Source organism: Verrucosispora sp. CNZ293, from assembly GCF_002754655.1.
This window is the reverse complement of record NZ_PEFR01000001.1, coordinates 1,219,666-1,236,039: the sequence shown is the minus strand read 5'-3', so window position 1 is coordinate 1,236,039 and position 16,374 is coordinate 1,219,666. Positions and strand designations below refer to the sequence as shown.

Genomic DNA, 16,374 nt, shown 5'->3' with positions numbered 1-16,374 from the left:
GCGGCTTTTGAGGAGATACGCAGGGACAGAAAGAACAAGATCGGCGGGGTGGGGCGGGGGTGAGGGTGGGGTGGGGGTTAGCGTGCGGGGGTGGTGCGGTGGCGGGCGGGGACGGTGGCGGGGCTGCGTCGGCGGTGGGCCGGGGCGGTGGAGTTGGACGTCGAGGTGGATGGCGGCGGCTCGATGCGGGCGCTTGCCTATCCGGCCCTTGTCGGTGAGCCGGAGGCGGGCGACCGGGTGCTGCTCAACGCCGGTGCGCTGCTGATGGGGCTGGGCACCGGCGGGTACGCCCTGGTGGTGGCGCTGCCGGACCGGCTACCGCCGGATCCGCCGCAGGCTCTCGACTCGCGTGACGCGGGGCACCTGGTCAAGGCCCGGTACACGCCGTTGCAGCCGATCCTGCTCGGCGTCGACGAGGAGGCGTCACCGCACCGGGCGGTGCTGGCCGCCGCCGACGACCTGGCCGGGCTGCCGGTGGTCACCGCCGACCTGCACTCCGCGCTGCCGGCGATCCTGGCCGCAATTCGCGTCGACGCGCCCCAGGCTCGGGTGGCGTACCTGCTCACCGACGGCGGGGCGCTGCCCGCCTGGTTCTCCCGCACCCTCGCCGGCCTGCGCGACGACCTTGTCGGCACGATAAGCGTCGGGCAGGCGTTCGGTGGCGACCTGGAGGCGTCGACGCTGCACAGCGGGCTGCTCGCCGCCCGGCACGTGCTCCACGCCGACATCGCGGTGGTGGCGCAGGGCCCGGGCAACCTCGGCACCGGCACCCGCTGGGGGTTCTCCGGAGTGGCCGTCGGGGAGGCGGTGAACGCCGTCGCCACCCTCGGCGGACGCCCGGTCGGCTCGCTGCGGATCTCCGCCGCCGACCCGCGACCCCGGCACCGGGGCGTGTCGCACCACAGCCTCACCGCGTACGGACGGGTGGCGCTGGCCCGCGCGGAACTGGTGGTGCCGGCGGAGCTGGACCCGACGCTGGCCGCCGAGGTCGACGCCGCGCTGCAACCGCTCGCCGAGCGGCACACGCTGGTGCGGGTGGACACCACCGGGCTGGACGCGGCGCTCCGGGGCAGCCCGGTGCCGCTGTCGACGATGGGGCGCGGACTGGACGCCGACCACGCCTACTTCCTGGCCGCCGCCGCGGCCGGCCGGCACGCCGCCCGCCTGGCGGCGCGGACGCCCCCGGCGTCGGCCGAGCGTTGACCGGGCCGCTGCGCTGCCGCAGGCGTTGACAACGGGCCTTCCTGGCAGCTCAGGCGAAGATGATCAGAGCGATCCAGGCGCCCACCATCAGCGCCAGGGCCAGGGCCAGCACCCAGGTGGGCACGGTGTACTCACCGCGACGGTTGCGTTCGATCTCGGCGCGGACCCTGTCGCGGCGGCGTTCGATCCAGCCTTGCCGCTGGGCGCCCGGGGTGGGAGGTTCAGGAGGATTCATGACCGGACCAGCCTACCCGGGGCCGGCCTGTCGAACCGGCCCCGGTCGACCCGTCACATGCTGGCGATCAGCCGTTCCACCCGCTCGTCGTACGCCCGGAACGGGTCCTTGCAGAGCACCGTCCGCTGCGCCTGGTCGTTGAGCTTCAGGTGCACCCAGTCGACGGTGAAGTCCCGTCGCTTCTCCTGGGCGTGCCGGATGAACTCGCCGCGCAGCCGGGCCCGGGTGGTCTGCGGCGGCGTCTCCTTCGCCTCGAAGATCTCCGGATCGGTGGCCACCCGGTCCACGTCGCCGCGCCGCTCCAGCAGCGCGTAGAGCCCGCGGCCCCGGCGCAGGTCGTGGTACGCCAGATCCATCTGCGCCACCCGGGGATGGGACAGCGGCAGGTCGTGCTTGCGCTGGTAACGCTCGATCAGGCGCAGCTTGGTCACCCAGTCGATCTCCCGGGAGACCGGTTCCAGGTCGCCGGTCTCCACCGCCCGCAGTACCCGGCCCCACAGTTCGACCACCCGCTTGGCGGTCTGGTCGCCGCCCCGGCGCTCGACGAACTCGGTCGCCTTGGCGAGGTACTCCTGCTGGATCTCCAGGGCGCTCACCTCCTTGCCCGAGGCCAGCCGCACCTTCCGCCGGCCGGTGATGTCGTGTGACACCTCCCGGATCGCCCGGATCGGGTTCTCCAGGGTGAGGTCGCGCATCACCACGCCACCCTCGATCATCCGCAGCACGAGGTCGGCGGTGCCGACCTTCAGCAGGGTGGTGACCTCGTTCATGTTGGAGTCGCCGACGATGACGTGCAGGCGGCGGTACCGTTCCGCGTCGGCGTGCGGCTCGTCCCGGGTGTTGATGATCGGTCGACTGCGGGTGGTGGCCGAGGAGACGCCCTCCCAGATGTGCTCGGCCCGCTGGGACAGGCAGTAGACCGCGCCGCGCGGCGTCTGCAACACCTTGCCGGCACCGCAGATCAACTGCCGGGTGACCAGGAACGGGATCAGGACGTCGGCCAGCCGACCGAACTCACCGTGCCGGGACACCAGGTAGTTCTCGTGGCAGCCGTAGGAGTTGCCGGCCGAGTCGGTGTTGTTCTTGAACAGGTAGATCTCACCGGCGATGCCCTCGTCGTGCAGCCGTTTCTCCGCGTCGATGAGCAGCCCTTCCAGGATCCGCTCCCCGGCCCGGTCATGTGCGACCAGGTCGACCACCGAGTCGCACTCCGGGGTGGCGTACTCGGGGTGTGAGCCGACATCCAGGTAGAGCCGGGCGCCGTTGCGCAGGAACACGTTGCTCGACCGGCCCCAGGACACGACCCGGCGGAAGAGGTAGCGGGCCACCTCGTCAGGGGACAGCCGCCGCTGTCCGCGGTAGGTACAGGTGACGCCGTACTCGGTCTCCAGACCGAAGATTCGCCGTTCCATGATGAGACATTAGCCGTACGGAGGCCCTGTTCGTCACTGTCGGGGCACGTGCCGGCCTCACTCGTCGGTGGGATCCGCCGTGGCCGCCAGCGTTTCGACGTACCGCAGACACGCGTCGTACTCCGGGAGCAGCCCCGCCGCCCGGGCCTGCGCCAGGGTGGGCGCGGCGGCGTCGCGGACGGACAGTTGCGGCACGCCGGCCGGCCAGTCGATCCCCAGTTCCTCGTCCAGCGGATGCACGGCGTGCTCCGCCGACGGGTTGTAGGTGGTCGAGCAGAGGTAGGTCAGGGTGGCGTCGTCGGTCAACGCGCAGAACCCGTGGCCGAGCCCCTCGGCCAGGTAGACCGCGCGTCGGTCGACGTCGTCCAGCCGCACGCCCTCCCACCTACCGAAGCTCGGCGAGCCGACCCGCAGGTCCACGACCACGTCGAGCACCGCCCCCCGGACGCAGGTGATGTACTTGGCCTGCCCCGGCGGCGCGTCCGCGAAGTGGATCCCGCGCACCACGTTCCGGGCCGAGACGGACAGGTTGCCCTGCGCGAGCTTCAGCGGATGCCCGACCGCCTCGGCCAGGCGGTCGAAGCGGTACCACTCCAGGAACAGCCCGCGCGGGTCGCCGTGCTGCTGCGGGGTGATCTCCCAGGCGCCCTCGACGCTCATCGGCCGCAACTTCACCGGGCCGCCCCCGCCCCGCCGAGCTCGCCTGTCGGCTCCTGCCGCCCACCGGCGAGCAGGTCGAGCAGGTAGTCGCCGTAGCCACTCCTGGTCAACGGCTCGGCCAGAGCGCGCAACTGAGCGTCGTCGATCAGACCGGCCCGCCAGGCGGCCTCCTCCACACAGCCGATCTTCATGCCCTGCCGTTCCTCGATCACCCGGACAAACTCGGCGGCCTGCATCAGGGAGGTGAAGGTGCCGGTGTCCAGCCAGGCGGTCCCCCGGTCCAGCACGGTGACCGACAGCTCACCCCGTTGCCGGTACGCCTCGTTCACCGCGGTGATCTCCAGCTCGCCCCGGGCGCTGGGGGTGAGCCCGCGGGCGATCTCCACCACCCGGTTGTCGTAGAAGTACAGGCCGGGCACCGCGTACCGGGACGTCGGCCGCTGTGGCTTCTCCTCGATCGCCAGCACCCGACCGTCGGCATCGAAGTGCACCACACCGTACGCCTGCGGGTTGGCCACCGGATAGGCGAAGATCCGCCCGCCCACCGGGTCACCTGCCTCGGCCAACTGTCGGCCGAGGCCCACCCCGTGAAAGATATTGTCGCCGAGGATCAGCGCCACCGACTCGTCACCGATGAAATCCGCGCCGAGCACGAACGCCTGCGCGATGCCCTCCGGCCGGGGCTGTGCGACGTACTCCAACCGGAGCCCGAACTGACCGCCGTCGCCGAGCAACCGCTGGAACTGCCCCTGCTCCTCCGGCGTGGTGATCACCAGGATCTCCTGCATCCCGGCCATCACCAGGGTGGAGAGGGGGTAATAGATCATCGGCTTGTCGAACACCGGCATCAACTGCTTCGACACCGCCCGGGTGATCGGCCACAGCCGGGAACCGGTGCCACCGGCGAGCAGGATTCCACGCATCCGGGGGAGACTACCGGCAACCGGGGGGCCGGCCGCGCCTCGCCTGCGCTGCGGAAGTGGCCGTTTCGCGTAGACTTCCGGACCCGTGAGGATTCTGGTCACCGGCGGCGCCGGCTTCATCGGTTCGGAATACGTCCGGATGCTGCTCGGCGTCCCCGGCGGCACCGCGGCGGGCCTACCGGCCCTCCGACCGACCCGGGTCACCGTTCTCGACGCACTCACCTACTCCGGTAACCTGGCCAACCTCGCACCGGTGGCCGACGACCCCCGACTACTGTTCGTGCAGGGCGACATCCGTCATCCCGACGTGGTCGACAAGGCCGTCGCGGGGCATGACGTGGTGGTGCACTTCGCCGCCGAGTCCCACGTCGACCGGTCGATCGCCGGTGCCGCCCCCTTCGTCACCACCAACGTCCTCGGCACCCAGAATCTGCTCGACGCCGCGCTCCGGCACCGCGTCGCCAGGTTCGTGCACGTCTCCACCGACGAGGTCTACGGCTCCATCGCCGAAGGCTCCTGGACCGAGACCTGGCCGCTGGCGCCCAACTCGCCCTACTCGGCGTCGAAGGCCGGCTCCGACCTGCTCGCCCTGGCCTACCACCGCACCCACGGCCTCGACGTGGTGGTGACCCGCTGCTCCAACAACTACGGGCCCTACCAGTACCCGGAGAAGGTCGTCCCGCTGTTCGTCACAAACCTCCTCGACGGACAGACCGTCCCGCTCTACGGCGACGGCGGCAACGTGCGTGACTGGCTGCACGTGCACGACCACTGCCGGGGCATCGCCCTCGTCCAGGACAAGGGCCGCCCAGGCGAGGTCTACCACATCGGTGGCGGCACCGAACTGACGAACAAGGAACTGACCGCCCGGCTCCTGGACGCCTGCGACGCCGGCTGGGACCGGGTGACACCTGTCGCCGACCGTAAGGGACACGACCGCCGCTACTCGCTCGACATCAGCAAGATCAGCAATGAGCTCGGGTACGCCCCCAGCATCACCCTCGACACCGGTCTCGCCGACACCGTCCGCTGGTACCGGGACAACCGCGCCTGGTGGGAACCGCTCAAGGCGGCCACATGAGATTCCTGGTGACCGGAGCCGGCGGAATGCTCGGACGTGACCTGGTCGACGTGCTCGGCACCCGACCGGAACACCGGGTCACCCCCGCCACCCGCGCCGAGCTCGACATAACCGACGCCGCCGCCGTGCACGCCGCCGTCGACGGGCACGACGTGGTGGTCAACACCGCCGCCTGGACCGACGTCGACGCCGCCGAGGCACACGAGTCAGCCGCCACCGCCGTCAACGGCGACGCCGTCGTCCACCTCGCCACCGCGTGCGCCGCCCACGGTGCCCGCCTGCTGCACCTGTCCACCGACTACGTCTTCGACGGCACCGCCACCGTCCCCTACCCCGAGGACGCGCCGACCGCCCCACTCAACGCGTACGGTCGCGGCAAGCTCGTCGGGGAACAGGCCGTGAGCCGGCTGTTGCCCGACACCGGATACGTGGTGCGTACCGCCTGGCTCTACGGCCGCCACGGCCGCAACTTCGTCACCACCGTGCTGGACCTGGCCGACCGACGCGACACCCTCGACGTCGTCGACGACCAGCGCGGCCAGCCGACCTGGTCCCACGCCCTGGCCCGCCACCTGGTCAGGCTCGCCGAGGCCGCCCACGCCGGACACGCCGCGCCCGGGATCTACCACGGCACCTGCTCCGGCGAGACCACCTGGTACGACCTGGCCCGCGCGGTCTTCGCCCGGCACGGGCTCGACCCGGAACGGATCCGGCCCACCACCAGTGCCCGGTTTGTGCGACCCGCCCGCAGGCCCACGTACAGTGTGCTGAGGCACGGCCGGTGGGCCCGGGCCGGGTTGCCGCCCCTGCCGGACTGGCACGCCACCCTGGCCGACGCGTTCGCCCCCGCCGCTCCACCCTCCCCGTGGAAGGTCGTATGAAGCTCACCCTGGTCACCGGCCTGACCGGTCTCGTCCTGCTGGCCACGATCGTCGAGCTGCTGCGCCGCCGGCAACTACGCGAGAAGTACGGCATGCTCTGGCTCGGCCTGCTGTTCGTGGTGATCCCGCTGTCGCTGTTCCCCCGGCTGCTCGACGGTGTCGCGGATCTGCTCGGCGTCGCCTCCGGCGTCAGCCTGGTCCTCTTCCTCGGCATCGTCTTCCTGCTGCTGGTCTGCATCCACCTCAGCTGGGAGGTAAGCGCGCTGGAGGAGGAGACCCGCACCCTCGCCGAGGAGTTCGCCCTGCTGCGTGCCGAAGTCGAAGCCGAACGGGTGGAACGGGCGGAGTGGGCCGCCCGGCATCCGGACCGGACGGAGATGGTGTCCCGCGATGGTTAACGGCAAACGACTACTGATCATCATTCCGGCGTTCAACGAAGCCGCCTCCATCGGCGACGTGGTCGGCGAGATCCGCGGCGAACTGCCCGGAGTGGACGTACTCGTCGTCGACGACGGCTCCACCGACCACACCGCCGCCGTCGCCGCCGCCGCCGGCGCCCGCGTCGCCCGACTGCCGTACAACCTCGGCGTCGGCGGGGCCATGCGGCTCGGTTACCGCTACGCCCACGACCACGACTACGACGCCGCGGTGCAGGTCGACGCCGACGGGCAGCACGACCCCCGGTACGTGCCGAAGCTTGTCGACCTGCTCGACGACTACGACCTCGTCATCGGCGCCCGCTTCGCCGGCGAGGGCGAATACACCGTACGCGGCCCCCGCCGCTGGGCCATGGGCATGCTGTCGGTGGTGCTGTCCGGCCTGGCCGGCGCCACGCTCACCGACACCACCTCCGGTTTCCGGGCCGCCAACCGACGGATGATCGGCACGTTCGCCCGCTGGTACCCGGTCGAGTACCTCGGCGACACCGTCGAGACGCTCGTGCACGCCGCCCGCCGCGGCTACCGGATCCAGCAGGTCCCGGTCGCCATGCGCCGCCGGATGGCCGGCACCCCCAGCCACTCCCCCGCCAAGGCGATGATCTACCTCGGCCGGGCCCTGGCCGTCCTCACCCTCGCCCTCATCCGCCGGTGACCCGCCGCCTGCTCCGCCTCGTGCCACCCGGCACCATCCCCGTCGGCACCGGTCTGGCCGTGGTCGGACTGGCCGCCTACGTCCACCTCGCCCTGGCCGGACACAACCTCGACGCCGCCGACTACTCCTCGCTGTCGGTGCTCTGGTCCGTCGTGTTCACCCTCGGCATCGGCGTGTTCTTCCCCGTCGAACAGGAGGTCGCCCGCCTCGTCGCGGCCCGGCACACCCACGGGCTGCCGCCCGGGCCGGTACTGGCCCGTGGCGCCGCCGTCGCCGCCGTCGTGCTCGGCCTGCTCCTCCTGCTCACCATCGGCACCGCCGACATCCTCACCGACCGGCTCTTCGACGGCGACCCCACGATGGTGCCCGCCCTGGGCGGCGCGCTGGCCGCACTGGCCGTCGCGCACACCACCCGTGGGGTGCTCTCCGGCCTGCGCCGCTTCGGCTGGTACGGCACCCAGCTCGGCCTCGACGGCGGACTGCGCATCGGCCTGGTCGCCGCCCTCGCCGTCACCGGCGTCGACTCCCCCGTGGCCTACGCGCTGGTGCTCGTCGTGGCACCACTGGCCGCCGTCGCGCTGACCGCCGTACCTGTCGCCCGGACGATCGGCCGAGGACCGGCGGTCCCCTGGCCACCGCTGATCCGCGGACTCGCCCTGCTCACCATCTCCAGCCTGCTCGCCCAGGTGGTGGTGAACGTCGGCGTGATCAACGTACGGCTGCTCGACCCGACCGACGTCGCCACCGCCGGCGCGCTGCTCTCCGCGCTGGTGCTGGTCCGCATCCCGCTGTTCGTCTTCGGCTCGATGCAGGCCGCGCTGCTGCCCGGCCTCTCCACCGCCGCCGCCACCGGCGACGAGCCAGCCTTCCGCGCCCTGCTACGCCGAGCCCTGGCCGTCGTCACCGCCCTCGGGGCCCTCGGCGGCATCCTCGCCGCGCTGCTCGGCCCGTGGCTCGTGCGGGCCCTCTTCGACACCCCCGACGTGCTCGGCCACGGCGACTTCGCCTGGCTCTCGGTGGCCACGCTGGCGTACCTGTGGGCGATGGTGCTCGGTCAGGCGCTGCTGGCCCGCGACCGGCACCGCGCCCAGGCCATGGCCTGGACCGTCGGCGTCGCCGCGCTGGCCGCCGCGACCCTGCCCCCACTGCCGGTCGCGCTGCGCGTCGAACTCGGCTACACCGTCGGGTCGGTGGTGGCCGCAGCCGTCATGCTCGCACTGCTGCGCCGCCACCGGACGCCTCCGCCCGCCGCACCGGCCGCCGCCCCGATACCCGCCACCACAAGTGGAGGAGCTCCATGAGACCGCCCCGCGTCACCGCCGTGATGCTCGCCTACGGTGCCGAGCCCTGGCTTGTCGACGCCGCCCGGGCCGTACTGGCCAGCACCGGTGTCGACGTCGAACTGGTGGTGGTCGACAACGGCTGCACCGGCGACGGCATCGACGTGGCGAAGGGGCTGCCGGGCGTACGGGTCATTCGGCCGGAAGCGAACACCGGCTACTCCGGCGGCTGCAACCTCGGCGCCGCCGAGGCCACCGGCGACTGGCTGGCCTTCGTCAACTCCGACGCCATCGTGGCTCCCGACGCCCTCGCCAAGGTCGTCGCGGTGGCCGCCGAGCCGGGCGTCGGCGCCGCGATGGCGTCCATCCGACTCGCCCACGACCCCGAGCTGATCAACACCTCGGGCAACCCGTTGCACTTCACCGGCCTCTCCTGGGCCGGCGGCAACGGCGAGCCGGCCAGCGCCCACGCCCGACGCACCGTGGTGCCGTCGCTGAGCGGCTGCTGCTTCGTCATCAGCCGCCACCGCTGGGCGGAACTCGACGGCTTCCCCGACGAGTACTTCGCCTACCACGAGGACACCGAACTCAGCCTGCGGCTGTGGCAGCGTGGCCTCCGCCTGGAGTACGTGCCCGACGCCGTGGTCCTGCACCACTACGAGTTCTCCCGCAACGACCTCAAGCTCTACCTGGTCGAACGCAACCGCCTGATCACCCTGCTCACCGCGTACCAGGGCCGGACGCTGGCGCTGCTGGCCCCGATGCTGCTGCTCACGGAGGCCGCCATGCTCGCCGCCGCGCTGGCCGGTGGCTGGGGACGTCAGAAGACCCGTGGCTGGGCCTGGCTGTGGCGGCACCGGGGCTGGCTCCGCGCCCGTCGACGACGCCTCCAGGCCGAACGCACAGTCGGCGACGGCACCCTGGCCGACCTGATGACCGCCCGGGTCGCCCCGTCGAACGTGGCCGCACCACCCGGAATGGGCGTCTTCAACGCGGTCGCCGCTGCCTGGTGGGCACTCGCGCGGCCACTGCTCGCCCGCCGCTGACCCTGCCCCGAGAACGAAGCGGCGCCCGGCCTGTCGAAACCGCTCGGGCGCCGCACAGCCCGGTCCGATGCCCGGGGCCGAACTCAGGTGTCGGACTTGTCGCCCGGCTTGTCCTCCAGGTCCGCCGAGCCGGCCGAGGAGGTCGGCTTGTGACCCTCCTTCCTCGGCGTGCTCGGGGTCTGCGCCCGACCACCCTCCGCCGCCGACTCGCCGGCCGCGTCGCCGTCCAGCAGCGCGGTCAACGCGGCACCCGTGATCCGCCGGAAGGTGCGACCCACCCGGTTACGATCCAGGACCGCGACCTCCAACTGGTTGGCGGCGATCGTGCGGGCGGCACCACCCTCGCCACCAACGCTGCCCAGCGCCTGCACCGCCACCTTCACCGCCTCGCCGAGTGACATGTCCGGCCGGTGGTTCGCCTTGAGTACCCCGGAGATCGCCTCTGCCTGACCACCCATCGCCATCCGGCCCGGCTCGTCGGTCACCGAACCGTCGTAGGTGTTCCGGTAGAGCGAATCGTCATCGGGGGTGGCACCCACCTCGGCCACACAGATCTCCACCTCGAACGGCTTCGACTGCTCGGTGAAGATGGCACCGAGGATCTGCGCGTACGAGTTGGCCAACGCCAGCCCGGTGACGTCCCGCCGGTCGTAGCTCAGACCGTTGAGGTCCGCCATCCGCACCCCGGCCCGGCGGAGGTTCTCGAACTCGTTGTACCTGCCGACGGCGGCGAACCCGATCCGGTCGTAGATCTCACTGACCTTGTGCAGCGCACTGGAAAGATTCTCGGCAACGAAGAGCACCCCACCGGTGTAGCTCAGGACCACCGCGCTGCGCCCCCGGGCGATGCCCTTGCGGGCCAGCTCGGAACGGTCGCGCATGATCTGTTCGGGCGAGGCGTAGAACTGCATGGCCACGGCGGCGGCTCTCCTTCGGGCGCGGTACTCGGGGAAACAGGGATCAGCTGCGGGCGGGCGGCTCAGCCACCCGGATTCTCCATCCGGCCGGCGACCACGCTCTCCGCGATCGTCGAGGTCTCCACGTCGGTCAACCGGTGCGTACCCTCGGCCGTCGCGGTCATCACCACCGGGTAGATCCGCCGCGTCAGGTCGGGCCCACCGGTCGCGGTGTCGTCGTCAGCTGCGTCGTAGAGCGCCTCCACCGCCAACCGCACCGCGTCGTCGACGGTCAGCCCGGTCCGGTACCGCTTCTTCAGCGCCGACTTGGCGAACAGCGAACCCGAGCCGATCGCGTCGTAGCCGGTCTCCTCGTACGGGCCGCCGGTGACGTCGAAGCTGAAGATCCGGCCGGCCCGCGTCGGATCACTGGCCGCCAGGTCGAAGCCGGCGAAGAGCGGAATCACCGCCAGCCCCTGCATAGCCGCACCCAGGTTGCCGCGAATCATCGAGGCGAGCCGGTTCGCCTTACCGTCGAGCGAGAGCATCGCGCCCTCGATCTTCTCGTAGTGCTCCAGCTCCACCTGGAACAGCCGCATCAGCTCGATGCCGACACCTGCGGTGCCGGCGATGCCCACAAGCGAGTACGCGTCGGCGGGGTGCACCTTCTCGATGTCCCGCTGGGCGATCAGATTGCCCATGGTGGCCCGCCGGTCACCGGCCATCACGACACCATCGGTCGCAGCGATGGCCACGATCGTGGTGGCGTGCGGGGCCAGATCGGCGGCCATGCCCGGGGGCAGCGCCCGTCGGCCCGGCAGCATCTCGGGGGCCGCCTTGCTCAGGAATGCCGTGAAGGAGGACGTCCCCGCGTTGGTGAACACATCTGGAAGACGCCCGGATGGATCAAAACCCGCTGCCACGTGGTTCCTCTCAGGTACGTGATGGCCCTGGCCAGCCTCGTCGGACTGTCACGGAACTGGCCAAGACCACCGTTGCAGTTGAAGCAGAGTATCCCGCGCACCCACCCGGGGCGATGATCGTGGTCCACATGTTCCGGATCGGGGTCACCGCAGACCGCGCAAACCCCGCCCTGCTCGGCCAGCAGTTCGCCGAACTCCCGCTGCCCGATGCCGTACCGCCGCCGCAGGTGGTACTCACGGGTGCCGCCGTACAGCCGTTGGGCGGTCTCCTTACCCCGTGCGTTGTGGCAGGGCTTGCAGTAACTGTGCCGTCCGCTGGCCTTCCGCGTGGTGCTCGGGAAGTCGCCCAACGGCTTGATCTGCTCGCAGTCCGGGCACGAGGGCTAGCGTTCGTTGGCACCGTGGGCACATCTTGTCCGACCCGGCGGGCAAGTCGGACATATGCCTCATTGACCCCCTTTCTGGACATAACCCCTCACGAATTCTTCGGCGTTTTCCTCGAGGACGGAGTCGATCTCGTCGAGCAGGTCGTCGACGTCCTCGGTGATCTCGGCGTGCCGCTCGGCGACCTCCGGGTTCGCCTCGACTGTGACGTCCTCGACCTCTTCGCCCTGGCGGGACTTGCCCGACTGCGACTGACCGCCGCTGTCACGAGTGGCCATCGTTGCCTCCTCCACGATCTCCCTGCGATGAACTTACCTCGCGCGAGCGACGAATCGTCCCCCGCGCGCCGGTACCGGCGCGCGGGGGACGGACAGCTGACGAACGGCAAACCTGTGGGTCAGCGGCCGGTCAGGGTCTCCAGCAGATCCTTGGCACTGGCACAGCGGTCGAACAACTCTCCGACGTGCCGCCGGGTGCCGCGCTCCGGCTCCATCATCGGCACCCGCACCAGCGACTCACGGCCAACGTCGAAGATCACCGAGTCCCAGCTGGCGGCGACCACTTCGGAGGCGTACTGGGCCAGGCAGCGGCCCCGGAAGTAGGCGCGGGTGTCCTCCGGCGGCTCCGTCATCGCCGAGCGACTCTCCTCGTCGCTGAGCAGCGTCTTCATCGACCCACGGGAGACCAGCCGGTGGTAGAGGCCCTTTTCCGGGCGTACGTCGGAGTACTGCAGGTCGACCAGCTGGAGCTTGTGCGATCCCCAGCCGAGCTTCTCCCGCTCCCGGTAGCCCTCCAGCAGTCGCAGCTTCGCCACCCAGTCCAGCTCGTCGGCGCAGAGCATCACGTCGCGCCCGAGCCGGTCGAGCACGTTCTCCCACCGGTCCAGCACGTCGGCGGTCTGTTCGTCGACGTCGGCGCCGTAGCGATCGTCGACGAACGCCCGTACCCGCTCCAGGTAGGCCCACTGCACGTCCATGGCGGTCAGCCGGCGTCCGTCGCGCAGTCGCATCAGGTGTGACAGCGACGGGTCGTGGCTGACCGCGCGCAGTTCGCCGACGGGGTCGGCGATGCCGAGGTCCGGGCCGAGTGCCTTCTCCTCGATCATCGTGAGGATCAGCGCGGTGGTGCCCACCTTGAGGTATGTGGAGATCTCCGAGAGGTTCGCGTCGCCGATGATGACGTGCAGGCGACGGTACTTGTCCGCGTCGGCGTGCGGTTCGTCGCGGGTGTTGATGATCGGCCGCTTGAGGGTGGTCTCGAGACCGACCTCGACCTCGAAGAAGTCGGCGCGCTGGGAGATCTGGAAGCCGCTCTGGCCGCCGTCCTGGCCGATGCCGACGCGGCCGGCCCCGCAGACGATCTGCCGGGTCACGAAGAAGGGAGTCAGGTACGCCACGATGTCGGCGAACGGCGTCTGCCGGCGCATGAGGTAGTTCTCGTGCGCGCCGTAGCTGGCGCCCTTGTTGTCGGTGTTGTTCTTGTAGAGGTGGATCGGCGCGGTGCCGGGGATCGTGGCGGCCCGTCGCGCCGCCTCCGCCATCACCCGCTCTCCCGCCTTGTCCCAGCGGACCACGTCGCGCGGGTTCGTCACCTCGGGGGTGGAGTACTCCGGGTGCGCGTGGTCGACGTAGAGCCGCGCCCCGTTGGTCAGGATCACGTTGGCCAGGCCGAGGTCCTCGTCGGCGAGCGCCTCGGCCGGGTCGTAGGCCGCGCCGGAGTAGGTGAAGCCGCGGGCGTCCCGCAGCGGTGACTCCTCCTCGTAGTCCCATCGCGCCCGGCCGCCGCGGTTCAGCTCCGGTCGGGCGCCGTAGGCGTTCACCACCTGCGAGGAGGTGACCATCGGGTTGGCGCCGGCCTGGCCGGGCACGGAGATGCCGTACTCGACCTCGGTGCCCATGATTCGTCTAACGCTCATCGACCTACCCGCTTCGTTTGCCCGACCGGTCCCCGTCATGTCGAGCGTAGTCGCCACTTCGCCAACCGGGGGCGTGGCGGTGGGGCGGGTCCGCCCCGGGGCCGAGGTGGCGTGCCGTGTGCGACGCGGTCTCGGGGTACGACGGGGCCCGCGACGCGTGGCGTCGCGGGCCCCGGTGGCGCGTACCGGTCAGAGGTACTGACCGGTGTTGCTGGCGGTCTCGATGGAGCGTCCGGCCTCGGCGCCCTTGCCGCCGGAGACGAGCGTGCGGATGTAGACGATCCGCTCGCCCTTCTTGCCGGAGATGCGGGCCCAGTCGTCCGGGTTCGTGGTGTTGGGCAGGTCCTCGTTCTCGCGGAACTCGTCGACGCAGGCGTCGAGCAGGTGCTGCAGACGCAGCCCCTTGCGACCGGAGGTGAGGAACTCCTTGATGGCCATCTTCTTGCCCCGGTCGACGATGTTCTGGATCATCGCGCCGGAGTTGAAGTCCTTGAAGTACAGGACTTCCTTGTCACCGTTGGCGTAGGTGACCTCCAGGAAGCGGTTCTCCTCCGTCTCCGAGTACATCCGGAGCACCACCGCGTCGATCATGGCGGCGACGGTGGCCTGCGGGTCGCTGCCGTGTTCGGCCAGGTCGTCGGCGTGCAGCGGCAGGCCGGGGAGGATGTACTTGGAGAAGATGTCCTTGGCCGCCTCGGCGTCCGGGCGCTCGATCTTGATCTTCACGTCGAGTCGTCCCGGGCGCAGGATCGCCGGGTCGATCATGTCTTCCCGGTTGGAGGCGCCGATGACGATGACGTTCTCCAGGCCTTCGACGCCGTCGATCTCGCTGAGCAGCTGCGGCACGATGGTGTTCTCCACGTCGGAGGAGACACCGGAACCGCGGGTGCGGAAGACCGAGTCCATCTCGTCGAAGAACACGATGACCGGAGTGCCTTCGCCGGCCTTCTCCCGGGCCCGCTGGAAGATCAGCCGGATGTGCCGCTCGGTCTCGCCGACGTACTTGTTGAGCAGCTCGGGGCCTTTGATGTTGAGGAAGAAGCTGGTGTGCCGCTCCTTGCCCTGCCGCTCGGCGATCTTTTTGGCGAGGGAGTTGGCGACCGCCTTGGCGATCAGCGTCTTACCGCAGCCCGGCGGGCCGTAGAGCAGGATGCCCTTCGGCGGGCGCAGCTGGTGCTCCCGGAACAGGTCCGCGTGCAGGAACGGCAGCTCCACCGCGTCGCGGATCTGCTCGATCTGGGAGTGCAGGCCGCCGATGTCGCTGTAGTCGACGTCCGGCACCTCCTCCAGCACGAGTTCCTCGACCTCGCTCTTGGGAATCCGCTCGTACGCGTACGCCGAGCGAGGTTCGATCATGAGCGAGTCGCCGGCCCGGATCGCACTGCCGATCAGGGTCTCGGCCAGGTGCACGATGCGTTCCTCGTCGGAGTGCGACACCACGAGCGCCCGGTCACCCGGTGCGCCTTCGGGGCCCGCGAGGATCTCCTTGAGCATGACCACCTCGCCGACCCGCTCGTAGCCGAACGCGTCGACGATGTTGAGCGCGTCGTTGAGCAGGACCTCCTGGCCGCGTTGCAGCTCACCCACGTCGAGCGAGGGTGAGACGGCGACGCGCAGCTTGCGACCGCCGGTGAAGACGTCGACAGTGCCGTCGTCGTGCCGGGCCAGGAAGACGCCGTAGCCACTTGGGGGTTGAGCGAGCCGGTCGATCTCCTCCTTGAGCGTCACGATCTGCGCGCGAGCCTCCTTGAGAGTGCTCACGAGCCGTTCGTTGTTCTCGGTCAGCCGCGCCAACTGCGCCTGGGTGGCGGCCAGCCGCTCTTCGAGCTGCCGGACGTGTCGGGGGCTCTCGGTCAACTTGCGCCGCACCAGAGCGAGTTCCTCTTGAAGGAACGCGACCTGCGTGGAGAGATCGTGGGCCTCCTTCTCCCACCGTGCGGCGCGCGAGTCCGCGTCGTCGCTGCGTGCCACGTCCCACCTCCCCGGGGGGCTTGAACGTTCTGACCTAACACTAGCCGCTATGAGCCCGATTCGGTCCTCCGCAACGCGCCTGTCACCGAAGCTTGATCGCCAAGGGTGGGTCGACGGGCGGGTACGGGCATTCGGGTACCGTCGAGGGGTGGGACGGGAGAACATGGGGGGTGCACCGGTGGCCGAGGTCGCGACCGACCAGCTGCAGGTCTGGGTCGACCAGGATCTGTGCACGGGCGACGGGCTGTGCGTGCAGTACGCGCCGGAGGTCTTCGAGTTCGACGTCGACGGGTTGGCGTACGTCAAGGGCCCGGACGGTGAGCTGGTGCAGGCACCGGGCGGCCGGGTCGACGTGCCGGAGCACCTGCGCCTCGAGGTGATCGACTCGGCGAAGGAGTGCCCCGGCGAGTGCATCCACGTCGTGCGCGGCAGCGACGGCGTCGAGGTCGCCGGCCCGGAGGCCGACGACTGA

General features: G+C 70.5%; 18 protein-coding genes. 8 read left to right on the top strand and 10 right to left on the bottom strand.

What is annotated here, in order from left to right; translation table 11 throughout:
* Positions 1-90 precede the first annotated feature (90 nt).
* Positions 91-1,203 (top strand): DUF3866 family protein, encoded by a 1,113-nt coding sequence (locus CLT74_RS05650; protein WP_099845593.1) that lies wholly within the window; start codon positions 91-93, stop codon positions 1,201-1,203.
* A 49-nt stretch (positions 1,204-1,252) separates the two neighbouring features.
* On the opposite strand, the gene CLT74_RS05645 is transcribed toward CLT74_RS05650, so the two are convergent.
* The 4 genes from CLT74_RS05645 to rfbA are packed head-to-tail and all read right to left on the bottom strand — an operon-like array spanning position 1,253 to position 4,433.
* A complete protein-coding gene (locus CLT74_RS05645; protein WP_099845592.1) occupies positions 1,253-1,438 on the bottom strand; it encodes a hypothetical protein in 186 nt (61 codons plus the stop codon).
* Positions 1,439-1,491: 53 nt separating this feature from the next.
* Complete coding sequence (gene pafA, locus CLT74_RS05640) at positions 1,492-2,850, bottom strand: Pup--protein ligase (RefSeq protein ID WP_099845591.1); 1,359 nt, start codon at positions 2,848-2,850, stop codon at positions 1,492-1,494.
* A 57-nt stretch (positions 2,851-2,907) separates the two neighbouring features.
* The gene (locus CLT74_RS05635) at positions 2,908-3,525 is read right to left on the bottom strand and encodes a dTDP-4-dehydrorhamnose 3,5-epimerase (protein ID WP_099845590.1); all 618 of its coding nucleotides are present in this window, start codon (positions 3,523-3,525) and stop codon (positions 2,908-2,910) included.
* The gene (gene rfbA, locus CLT74_RS05630; protein ID WP_099845589.1) at positions 3,522-4,433 is read right to left on the bottom strand and encodes a glucose-1-phosphate thymidylyltransferase RfbA; all 912 of its coding nucleotides are present in this window, start codon (positions 4,431-4,433) and stop codon (positions 3,522-3,524) included. Before rfbA ends, CLT74_RS05635 begins: the two co-directional genes overlap by 4 nt.
* An 85-nt stretch (positions 4,434-4,518) precedes the next feature.
* Between rfbA and rfbB the strand changes: the two genes are divergently transcribed.
* Genes rfbB through CLT74_RS05600 form a run of 6 tightly spaced genes read left to right on the top strand, consistent with a single transcriptional unit; the run spans position 4,519 to position 9,813 of the window.
* A complete protein-coding gene (gene rfbB, locus CLT74_RS05625) occupies positions 4,519-5,514 on the top strand; it encodes a dTDP-glucose 4,6-dehydratase (RefSeq protein ID WP_099845588.1) in 996 nt (331 codons plus the stop codon).
* Complete coding sequence (rfbD, locus tag CLT74_RS05620) at positions 5,511-6,395, top strand: dTDP-4-dehydrorhamnose reductase (protein WP_099845587.1); 885 nt, start codon at positions 5,511-5,513, stop codon at positions 6,393-6,395. Before rfbB ends, rfbD begins: the two co-directional genes overlap by 4 nt.
* Positions 6,392-6,793 carry a DUF2304 domain-containing protein gene (locus tag CLT74_RS05615; protein WP_099845586.1) on the top strand — a complete coding sequence of 134 codons (402 nt, stop codon included), beginning with the start codon at positions 6,392-6,394 and terminating at the stop codon, positions 6,791-6,793. Before rfbD ends, CLT74_RS05615 begins: the two co-directional genes overlap by 4 nt.
* Positions 6,786-7,487 carry a glycosyltransferase family 2 protein gene (locus CLT74_RS05610; protein ID WP_099845585.1) on the top strand — a complete coding sequence of 234 codons (702 nt, stop codon included), beginning with the start codon at positions 6,786-6,788 and terminating at the stop codon, positions 7,485-7,487. The genes CLT74_RS05615 and CLT74_RS05610 overlap by 8 nt, the downstream gene beginning before the upstream one ends.
* Positions 7,484-8,788, top strand: a complete 1,305-nt coding sequence (locus tag CLT74_RS05605) for a lipopolysaccharide biosynthesis protein (protein ID WP_486582023.1) — start codon at positions 7,484-7,486, stop codon at positions 8,786-8,788. The genes CLT74_RS05610 and CLT74_RS05605 overlap by 4 nt, the downstream gene beginning before the upstream one ends.
* Entirely contained in the window at positions 8,785-9,813 is a 1,029-nt protein-coding gene (locus CLT74_RS05600; RefSeq protein ID WP_099845584.1) for a glycosyltransferase family 2 protein, read from the top strand. Before CLT74_RS05605 ends, CLT74_RS05600 begins: the two co-directional genes overlap by 4 nt.
* 83 nt (positions 9,814-9,896) lie before the next feature.
* Here the strand turns inward: CLT74_RS05600 and prcA are convergent, their stop codons facing one another.
* From prcA to arc, 6 genes are all read right to left on the bottom strand, one after another.
* Entirely contained in the window at positions 9,897-10,730 is an 834-nt protein-coding gene (gene prcA, locus CLT74_RS05595; protein WP_099845583.1) for a proteasome subunit alpha, read from the bottom strand.
* 62 nt (positions 10,731-10,792) lie between these two features.
* Entirely contained in the window at positions 10,793-11,632 is an 840-nt protein-coding gene (gene prcB, locus CLT74_RS05590; protein ID WP_199172119.1) for a proteasome subunit beta, read from the bottom strand.
* Positions 11,551-11,982 (bottom strand): endonuclease VII domain-containing protein, encoded by a 432-nt coding sequence (locus tag CLT74_RS05585; protein ID WP_486582022.1) that lies wholly within the window; start codon positions 11,980-11,982, stop codon positions 11,551-11,553. The genes prcB and CLT74_RS05585 overlap by 82 nt, the downstream gene beginning before the upstream one ends.
* A 96-nt stretch (positions 11,983-12,078) precedes the next feature.
* A complete protein-coding gene (locus CLT74_RS05580; protein WP_013734319.1) occupies positions 12,079-12,294 on the bottom strand; it encodes a ubiquitin-like protein Pup in 216 nt (71 codons plus the stop codon).
* Between the two features lie 119 nt (positions 12,295-12,413).
* Positions 12,414-13,931: a depupylase/deamidase Dop gene (gene dop, locus CLT74_RS05575; protein WP_099845580.1), complete on the bottom strand. Its 1,518-nt coding sequence runs from the start codon at positions 13,929-13,931 to the stop codon at positions 12,414-12,416.
* Positions 13,932-14,120: 189 nt separating this feature from the next.
* Positions 14,121-15,902, bottom strand: coding sequence for a proteasome ATPase (gene arc, locus CLT74_RS05570; RefSeq protein ID WP_099845579.1), 1,782 nt, complete (start codon positions 15,900-15,902; stop codon positions 14,121-14,123).
* A 178-nt stretch (positions 15,903-16,080) separates the two neighbouring features.
* On the opposite strand from arc, the gene CLT74_RS05565 reads away from it, so the two are divergent.
* Positions 16,081-16,374 (top strand): ferredoxin, encoded by a 294-nt coding sequence (locus CLT74_RS05565; protein ID WP_099851377.1) that lies wholly within the window; start codon positions 16,081-16,083, stop codon positions 16,372-16,374.

What these genes read in the sequence shown, in the direction of transcription:
- CLT74_RS05645 (WP_099845592.1), bottom strand. Translation starts at nt 1,438, where the DNA reads ATGAATCCTCCTGAACCTCCCACCCCGGGCGCCCAGCGGCAAGGCTGG.
- pafA (WP_099845591.1), bottom strand. Translation starts at nt 2,850, where the DNA reads ATGGAACGGCGAATCTTCGGTCTGGAGACCGAGTACGGCGTCACCTGT.
- rfbA (WP_099845589.1), bottom strand. Translation starts at nt 4,433, where the DNA reads ATGCGTGGAATCCTGCTCGCCGGTGGCACCGGTTCCCGGCTGTGGCCG.
- rfbD (WP_099845587.1), top strand. Translation starts at nt 5,511, where the DNA reads ATGAGATTCCTGGTGACCGGAGCCGGCGGAATGCTCGGACGTGACCTG.
- CLT74_RS05615 (WP_099845586.1), top strand. Translation starts at nt 6,392, where the DNA reads ATGAAGCTCACCCTGGTCACCGGCCTGACCGGTCTCGTCCTGCTGGCC.
- CLT74_RS05610 (WP_099845585.1), top strand. Translation starts at nt 6,786, where the DNA reads ATGGTTAACGGCAAACGACTACTGATCATCATTCCGGCGTTCAACGAA.
- CLT74_RS05600 (WP_099845584.1), top strand. Translation starts at nt 8,785, where the DNA reads ATGAGACCGCCCCGCGTCACCGCCGTGATGCTCGCCTACGGTGCCGAG.
- CLT74_RS05580 (WP_013734319.1), bottom strand. Translation starts at nt 12,294, where the DNA reads ATGGCCACTCGTGACAGCGGCGGTCAGTCGCAGTCGGGCAAGTCCCGC.
- dop (WP_099845580.1), bottom strand. Translation starts at nt 13,931, where the DNA reads ATGAGCGTTAGACGAATCATGGGCACCGAGGTCGAGTACGGCATCTCC.